Genomic DNA, 7,170 nt, shown 5'->3' with positions numbered 1-7,170 from the left:
GCGGCGGTGCGGGTCAATCCGGGCAACATCAAGCGGTTCGACGACCAGGTCCGGGAGATCGCCCGGGCGGCGGGGGAGCGGGGCACCCCGATCCGGATCGGGGTGAACGCCGGGTCGCTGGACCGGCGGCTGCTGCAGAAGTACGGCCGGGCCACGCCGGAGGCGCTGGTGGAGTCGGCGCTGTGGGAGGCGTCGCTGTTCGAGGAGCACGGTTTCCGGGACATCAAGATCTCGGTCAAGCACAACGACCCGGTGGTGATGATCGAGGCGTACCGGCAGCTGGCCGAGCGGTGCGACTATCCGCTGCATCTGGGGGTGACCGAGGCGGGGCCGGCGTTCCAGGGGACGATCAAGTCGGCGGTGGCCTTCGGGGCGCTGCTGTCGGAGGGGATCGGGGACACCATCCGGGTGTCGCTGTCGGCGCCGCCGGTGGAGGAGGTCAAGGTGGGCATCCAGATCCTGGAGTCGCTGAACCTGCGGCGGCGGGGGCTGGAGATCGTCTCGTGTCCGTCGTGCGGGCGGGCGCAGGTGGACGTGTACAAGCTGGCCGACGAGGTGACCGCGGGGCTGAGCGGGATGGACGTGCCGCTGCGGGTGGCGGTGATGGGGTGTGTGGTCAACGGTCCCGGGGAGGCGCGGGAGGCGGATCTGGGGGTGGCGTCCGGCAACGGCAAGGGGCAGATCTTCGTCAGGGGCGAGGTGATCAAGACGGTGCCGGAGTCGAAGATCGTCGAGACGCTGATCGAGGAGGCCGTGAAGATCGCCGAGCAGATGGAGAAGGACGGCGTGGCCTCCGGCGAACCGGCCGTCACCGTGAGCTGAGCGCACGGAACCGAGGGAGGGCCCGAGCGTGACGATCCCGCGGAGCGTCCGGCGACCACGAGTCCCGAAGGCGCCGCCCGAGGCGGAACCCGGCGAACCGCCCCACGGGATCGGGGTGTTCCCGGTGCGGGCGGTCGCCGGGACCGGCCCGGGTGCGGTGGGACCCACCGTCGCCCCGCACCGGGTCCTCGGGCCGCCGGCCGACCGCACCCCGCGGGACACCGGCCACCGGAGCCGCCTCCACGGACTCCTGACCGGTCGTCAGTACCTCTCCGCGCTGCGCGGCAGGCACGGCGAGGTGCCCGCCGGCATCGGACCGGCCCCCGCCGGGACCGCCGGACGGACCAGCACGGGCCCCGCCGCGGGGACACGGGCACCGAAACAGTCACCGGACCCACGGGAGCACCAGGCATGACCACCGCGGAATCCGCGCCGGAGCCGGCGCGGACGGGGAACTTCGACCTCGGCGCGCTGCTGGCCGAGCGCGGCGCCGAACGCTACGAGCTGCACACCCGGTACCTCAACCACCAGCTCCCGCGCATGCTGCGCACCCTCGGCTTCGACAAGGTCTACGAGCGCGCCGAGGGCGCCTACTTCTGGGACGCGGACGGCAACGACTACCTGGACATGCTCGCCGGGTTCGGGGTGATGGGCCTGGGCCGGCACCACCCCGTGGTCCGCAAGGCGCTGCACGACGTCCTGGACGCCTCCCTCGCCGACCTCACCCGCTTCGACTGCCAGCCGCTGCCCGGGCTGCTGGCCGAGAAGCTGCTCGCGCACAGCCCCCACCTGGACCGGGTCTTCTTCGGCAACAGCGGCACGGAGGCGGTCGAGACCGCGCTGAAGTTCGCCCGGTACGCGACCGGCAGGCCGCGCGTCCTGTACTGCGCGCACGCCTTCCACGGCCTGACCACCGGCTCCCTGTCCGTCAACGGCGAGTCCGGCTTCCGGGACGGGTTCGCCCCGCTGCTGCCCGACACGGCCGTACCGCTCGGTGACCTCGACGCGCTGGAGCGGGAGCTGCGGAAGGGGGACGTCGCCGCGCTGATCGTGGAGCCGGTCCAGGGCAAGGGCGTCCACGAGGCCCCGCCCGGCTACCTGCGCGCCGCGCAGGAGCTGCTGCACCGGCACAGGGCGCTGCTGATCGCCGACGAGGTGCAGACCGGCCTGGGGCGGACCGGCGCCTTCTACGCCCACCAGCACGAGGAGGGGGTCGAACCGGACCTGGTGTGCGTGGCCAAGGCGCTCTCCGGAGGGTACGTGCCGGTGGGCGCCACGCTCGGCAGGGACTGGATCTTCCGGAAGGTCTACTCGTCGATGGACCGGGTGCTGGTGCACTCGGCCAGCTTCGGGGCCAACGCCCAGGCGATGGCGGCGGGCCTCGCGGTGCTGTCGGTCATGGAGGACGAGCGGATCGTCGCGAACGCCCGGGCCACCGGGGAACTGCTCAAGGCCCGGCTGGCCGCCCTGACCGGCAGGTACGAGCTGCTCGCCGACGTCCGGGGCCGGGGCCTGATGGTCGGCATCGAGTTCGGCCGGCCCCGGTCGCTGAAGCTGCGCGGCCGCTGGACCATGCTCCAGGCCGCCCGCAGGGGGCTCTTCGCGCAGATGGTGGTCGTACCGCTGCTGCAGCGGCACCGGATCCTCACCCAGGTCTCCGGCGACCACATGGAGGTGATCAAGCTGATCCCGCCGCTGATCATCGGCGAGCGGGAGGTGGACCGGTTCGTGGACGCCTTCACCGCGGTGATGGACGACGCGCACGACGGCGGCCTGGTGTGGGAGTTCGGCAGGACGCTGGTGAAGCAGGCGCTCGCCCACCGCTGACCGCGCCGACGGGGCTTGCCTCTGAGGCAAGAAATTTGCCCCAGGGGTAAATCACCGGCTGAATGGAGGGCATGAGCCCCTCCGAGACGGAGCCGCCGGCCGGGCAGGCCGACGCGCTCCCCGCGGTCGCGCCGCAGTTGCGCGCCCTGCGGCGGCGGGCCTCCCTGACCCTGGAGGCCGCCGCCCGCGACGCGGGTCTGTCGCCCGCCCACCTCTCCCGGCTGGAGACCGGACAGCGTCAGCCCTCGCTGCCGATGCTGCTCTCCCTCGCCCGCACGTACGGTACGACGGTCTCCGAACTGCTCGGTGAGGCGGCCCCCGGCCGGGACGCCGTGGTGCGCGCCGCGGACATGGAGCCCACGGCCGCGGGCGGCTGGACGTACTGGCAGGCCGGCGCCCCCGGGCGCGGCATGCAGGCCCTGCGGGTCCGCGTGCCGCACGGCTCCCAGGGCGACATGGTGCGCGTCCACCCCGGTGAGGAGTGGCTGTACGTCCTCAGGGGGCGGCTGCGGCTGCGCCTCGGGGACAGTCTGCACCGGCTCGCCCCGGGCGACAGCGCGCACTTCGACTCGCTGACCCCGCACCGCATCGCCGCCGCCGACCCCGACGGGGTCGAGCTCCTGTTCGTCCACACCCTGCTGCAGAGTCCCACGGCCACCCTGTGCCTGGGCCCGACCCACGGAGAAGCGCCATGAACGGCAAGAAGCTGGAGGAGAAGTTCCCCCGTGCCCTGTGGGTGAGGCTGTTCGTCTACGTCGTGGTGTGCCACGGCCTCGGGGCCTTCCTCTACCTGCTGTTCAAGGTCGGCGCGCAGCAGTAGCGGGCGCCGGACTCAGTCGAGCAGGCGCGTCCGCAGCCGCTCCCGGACCTCGGGAGTGAGTCCGAGCGCCGTCTCGAGGTAGGGGTCCACGCCGCCCCAGGTCTCCTCGACGGTCTCCAGCGCGGCCGACAGGTACTCCGCGCGCGCGTCGAACAGCGGGCTGAGCAGCTCCATGACCTCGGGGGAGTAGGCCGAGGCGGAGCTGCCGCTGCGGTGCACCTTGTAGCGGCGGTGCGTGGCGTTGGACTTCAGGTAGTCGTCGAAGATCGCGTCGCGCTCGACGCCCAGCGCGAGCAGCGTCACCGCCACCGACAGGCCCGCCCGGTCCTTGCCCGCCGCGCAGTGCATCAGCACGGGGACGCTGTCCTCGGCGAGCGCGTGCAGCACCCGGGAGTGCTCGGCGGTGCGCTGCCTGATGGTCGCGCGGTAGGAGGCGATCATCCGGTCCGCTCCCTTGCCGTCCGCGAGGATCGAGCGCAGCTGGTCCAGGTCGCCGTCGCGCACCATCCTCCAGAACTCCGCGCCGTCGGCCGGGTCGCTCAGCGGCAGGTTCACGTTGCGCACACCCGGCAGCTCGACGTCCGGCCCCTCCAGCTTCTGGTCGGCCGCGTTGCGGAAGTCGAAGATCGTGTGCAGTCCCAGGGAGGACAGGAAGACGGCGTCCTCCGCGGTCGCGTGGGCGAGGTGGCCGCTGCGGAACAGCACCCCGTGCCGCACCCGCCGGCCGTCCACGGTCGGCAGTCCCCCCACGTCGCGGAAGTTGCGCACGCCGGTCAGCTCGGGCTCGGTCGACGGGATGTGCTGCGTCACGTAGGGCTCCTCCCACTCCCCGCCGGCGGGGCTCGCCGACGGGCGTCCCCCGACGATACGACACGGATGCCCGGGGCAATGAGCCGTCCACGGGCGGGACCGGTGGCCCCGGTGGCCTCGGCGACGCGGGTGTCCGGTCGCGCCGGTCCGCGTCCGTGCGCGCGGGGGAACGGGAAGCGGGGGAAGGAGGACCGGGCCGGGGGTTCGGGACGACGGTCGTGCCCGCGTGCCTCCGGGGCCGGCGCCGCGGGGGCCCGCGCTCCGGCTGCGGGGTCTCGACGCGCCGTCCGTGCGCGAATGCCGCGAAACCGGCGAAACGTGCCGGTTGTCGTGTCGTTGTGCCCCGGTTCGCCCGCCGGTCCGCGCGGCGGTGCGGACGTCGTGGCGCTCCGGTCGCGACGCCCTCAATGAGGGTATTGAAGAGTTATGTCCGATTAATTCGGTTCGAGGTAACGTGCCCCGGTAGAAGGTGAGATGGGGCAGGGTGCGTGAGCATCGTCATACCGGTGACACCGGGTTACCGTGACGCCCGCACAATTCGGCGGAGCGGCAGGGCAGTTCGGTGGGGCATCGGAGTCCCGGGTGACGCTCGGTGACCTCTTTCGTGCCGATGGATCACGGAAGAAGGGGTTCGGGGTGAACCTCGCGCTTGTCCCCTCGCGTCGCGGTCGCTTACGTTCGCCACCGATCCGGACGGACGCCTAATCCTGCCGCCGCCCGGAGCCCGCACACTCTTACCCGTGTACGGCAGGAGCGGGGGACCCACAGGCAACACCGCCTGTTCCGGTCTCCGGAACAGGCTCGGGGTGAAGCCGCGTCACCGCGCGGCCGGGCACTCTCCCGCCCGAACCCGACAGCTCACCTCGTAGGCGCCGGAGAGGAATTCGTCATGCCCGCGAAGGGTAAGCACCGCCGTACCAAGACCCAGCGTCTCACCCGTTCCATCGCCGTCGCCGGAACCGGTGGCGCCGCGCTCGCCCTGCCGCTCCTCGGCGCCACCGGCGCGCACGCCGCCACGCCGCAGGCGGCCCCCGAGAAGGCCGTCCAGTCCCTCCCCGCCACCGGCCAGCAGCAGGCCGCCGCGGAGAAGAACGGCGAGACCCGCACGTACACCGTGAAGGCCGGCGACTACCTCGCCAAGATCGCCGAGAAGGAGGCCGTCGACGGCGGCTGGAAGAAGCTCTACGCGGACAACCGCGAGGCCGTCGGTGACGACCCCTCACTCATCCACCCCGGCCTGAAGCTCTCGCTCGACGGCAAGGCCGCCGCCGGCGCGCCGGAGAAGTCCTCGGCGCCGCAGACGTCCGCCTCCTCCGGCGCGTCGAAGCCGTCGAAGTCCTCGTCGGCCGGGAAGTCCGCCGAGTCCACCCGGCCCTCGCAGGCCACCCGGTCCGCGAAGCCCGCCGCCGGGGCCGCCTCCTCGGACGCCGCGTCCGGCAACCAGGCCGCCAGCGCCTCCGGTTACAGCTCCCCGGTGCCCGGCAACGGCGTCGGCACCGGCTACAGGGTGTCCGGCAGCATGTGGTCCAGCGGCTACCACACCGGCATCGACTTCAGCGTGCCGACCGGCACCTCCCTGAAGGCCGTCGGCGCCGGCACGGTCGTCTCCGCGGGCTGGGCCGGTGCGTACGGCAACCAGGTCGTCATCAAGCTCGCCGACGGCCACTACGCCCAGTACGCCCACCTGTCCTCGCTGTCCGTCTCGGCCGGCCAGGCCGTGAGCGCCGGCCAGCAGGTCGGCCTCTCCGGCTCGACCGGCAACTCGACCGGTCCGCACCTGCACTTCGAGATCCGCACCTCGCCGAACTACGGCTCGGACGTGGACCCGGTCTCGTACCTCCGCTCGAAGGGCGTCTCCCTCTGACCCCCGCGGAACGCGCCGGCCGTCCGGAGTGGCTCATCTCACCGACCGTCAACCCCTTCCTACGGTCGCGTAGGTCACATTGCACGGTGAATCATGTGCTCTCGTGGCAGACGATTCGAAGAGTGACAGCAGAGCAGTGATCGGGTCGTACGTGGCGGTGGGGGACAGCTTCACCGAGGGCGTCGGCGACCCCGGCCCCGACGGGGCGTTCGTCGGCTGGGCCGACCGGTTCGCCGTGCTCCTCGCCGACCGCAGGCCCGAAGGCGACTTCCAGTACACGAACCTCGCGGTGCGCGGAAAGCTGCTGGATCAGATCATGGCGGACCAAGTGCCCCGGGCCGTCGAACTCGCCCCCGACCTGGTCTCCTTCTGTGCGGGCGGCAACGACATCCTCCGCCCGGGCACCGACCCGGACGAGGTGGCCGAGCGCTTCGAGCGGGCGGTCGCCGCGCTCACGGCGGTGTCCGGCACGGTCATGGTGACGACCGGGTTCGACACCCGCGGCGTGCCCCTGCTCAAGCACCTGCGCGGCAAGATCGCGACCTACAACGGACACGTGCGGGCCGTCGCCGACCGGTACGGCTGCCCCGTGCTCGACCTGTGGTCCCTCAGGAGCGTGCAGGACCGCAGGGCCTGGGACACCGACCGGCTGCACCTGTCGCCCGAGGGGCACACGCGCGTGGCGCTCCGCGCGGGCCAGGTCCTCGGCCTGGAGGTCCCGGCCGACCCGGAACAGCCCTGGCCGCCCCTGCCGCCCCGCGGCACGCTCGAGGTCCGGCGGGACGACGTCCACTGGGCCCGCCAGTACCTGGTGCCGTGGATCGGGCGCCGCCTGCGCGGGGAGTCGTCGGGCGACCACGTGACGGCCAAGGGCGCGCTGTCGCCGGACGCCATCAAGGTGCGGATCGCGTCGGTGGCGTGAGCCGCGGTGGGGGGGGGGGGGGGGGGGGGGGGGGGGGGGGGGGGGGGGGGGGGGGGGGGGGGGAGGTGGTGCGAATGCGGGACCCCGTCGACCCCCCCCCCCCCC

At 72.9% G+C, this 7,170-nt stretch carries 7 protein-coding genes and 1 riboswitch; of the genes, 6 read left to right on the top strand and 1 reads right to left on the bottom strand.

The genetic code is table 11. The features are described 5' to 3' along the window. From ispG to ACZ56B_RS32225, 4 genes are all read left to right on the top strand, one after another. On the top strand, positions 1-822 hold an 822-nt coding region (gene ispG / locus ACZ56B_RS32240; RefSeq protein WP_468798459.1), incomplete at its 5' end, for a flavodoxin-dependent (E)-4-hydroxy-3-methylbut-2-enyl-diphosphate synthase. A gap of 411 nt (positions 823-1,233) precedes the next feature. Further along, a complete protein-coding gene (locus tag ACZ56B_RS32235) occupies positions 1,234-2,649 on the top strand; it encodes an aspartate aminotransferase family protein (RefSeq protein ID WP_468798456.1) in 1,416 nt (471 codons plus the stop codon). A gap of 71 nt (positions 2,650-2,720) precedes the next feature. Continuing rightward, entirely contained in the window at positions 2,721-3,344 is a 624-nt protein-coding gene (locus tag ACZ56B_RS32230; protein WP_468798453.1) for a helix-turn-helix domain-containing protein, read from the top strand. Then, entirely contained in the window at positions 3,341-3,469 is a 129-nt protein-coding gene (locus tag ACZ56B_RS32225) for a DUF6126 family protein (protein ID WP_468798450.1), read from the top strand. The genes ACZ56B_RS32230 and ACZ56B_RS32225 overlap by 4 nt, the downstream gene beginning before the upstream one ends. A 12-nt stretch (positions 3,470-3,481) precedes the next feature. Here the strand turns inward: ACZ56B_RS32225 and ACZ56B_RS32220 are convergent, their stop codons facing one another. Beyond that, a complete protein-coding gene (locus ACZ56B_RS32220; protein ID WP_468798448.1) occupies positions 3,482-4,279 on the bottom strand; it encodes a tyrosine-protein phosphatase in 798 nt (265 codons plus the stop codon). Positions 4,280-5,007: 728 nt separating this feature from the next. Then, positions 5,008-5,164: riboswitch (cyclic di-AMP (ydaO/yuaA leader) on the top strand. 4 nt (positions 5,165-5,168) lie between these two features. Between ACZ56B_RS32220 and ACZ56B_RS32215 the strand changes: the two genes are divergently transcribed. Then, entirely contained in the window at positions 5,169-6,143 is a 975-nt protein-coding gene (locus ACZ56B_RS32215) for a M23 family metallopeptidase (protein ID WP_468798445.1), read from the top strand. Positions 6,144-6,279: 136 nt separating this feature from the next. After that, the gene (locus ACZ56B_RS32210; RefSeq protein WP_468798462.1) at positions 6,280-7,065 is read left to right on the top strand and encodes an SGNH/GDSL hydrolase family protein; all 786 of its coding nucleotides are present in this window, start codon (positions 6,280-6,282) and stop codon (positions 7,063-7,065) included. Positions 7,066-7,170 lie beyond the last annotated feature (105 nt).

The organism is Streptomyces sp. NPDC034670, assembly GCF_055574875.1.
This window is presented reverse-complemented; position numbering and strand designations above follow the sequence as displayed.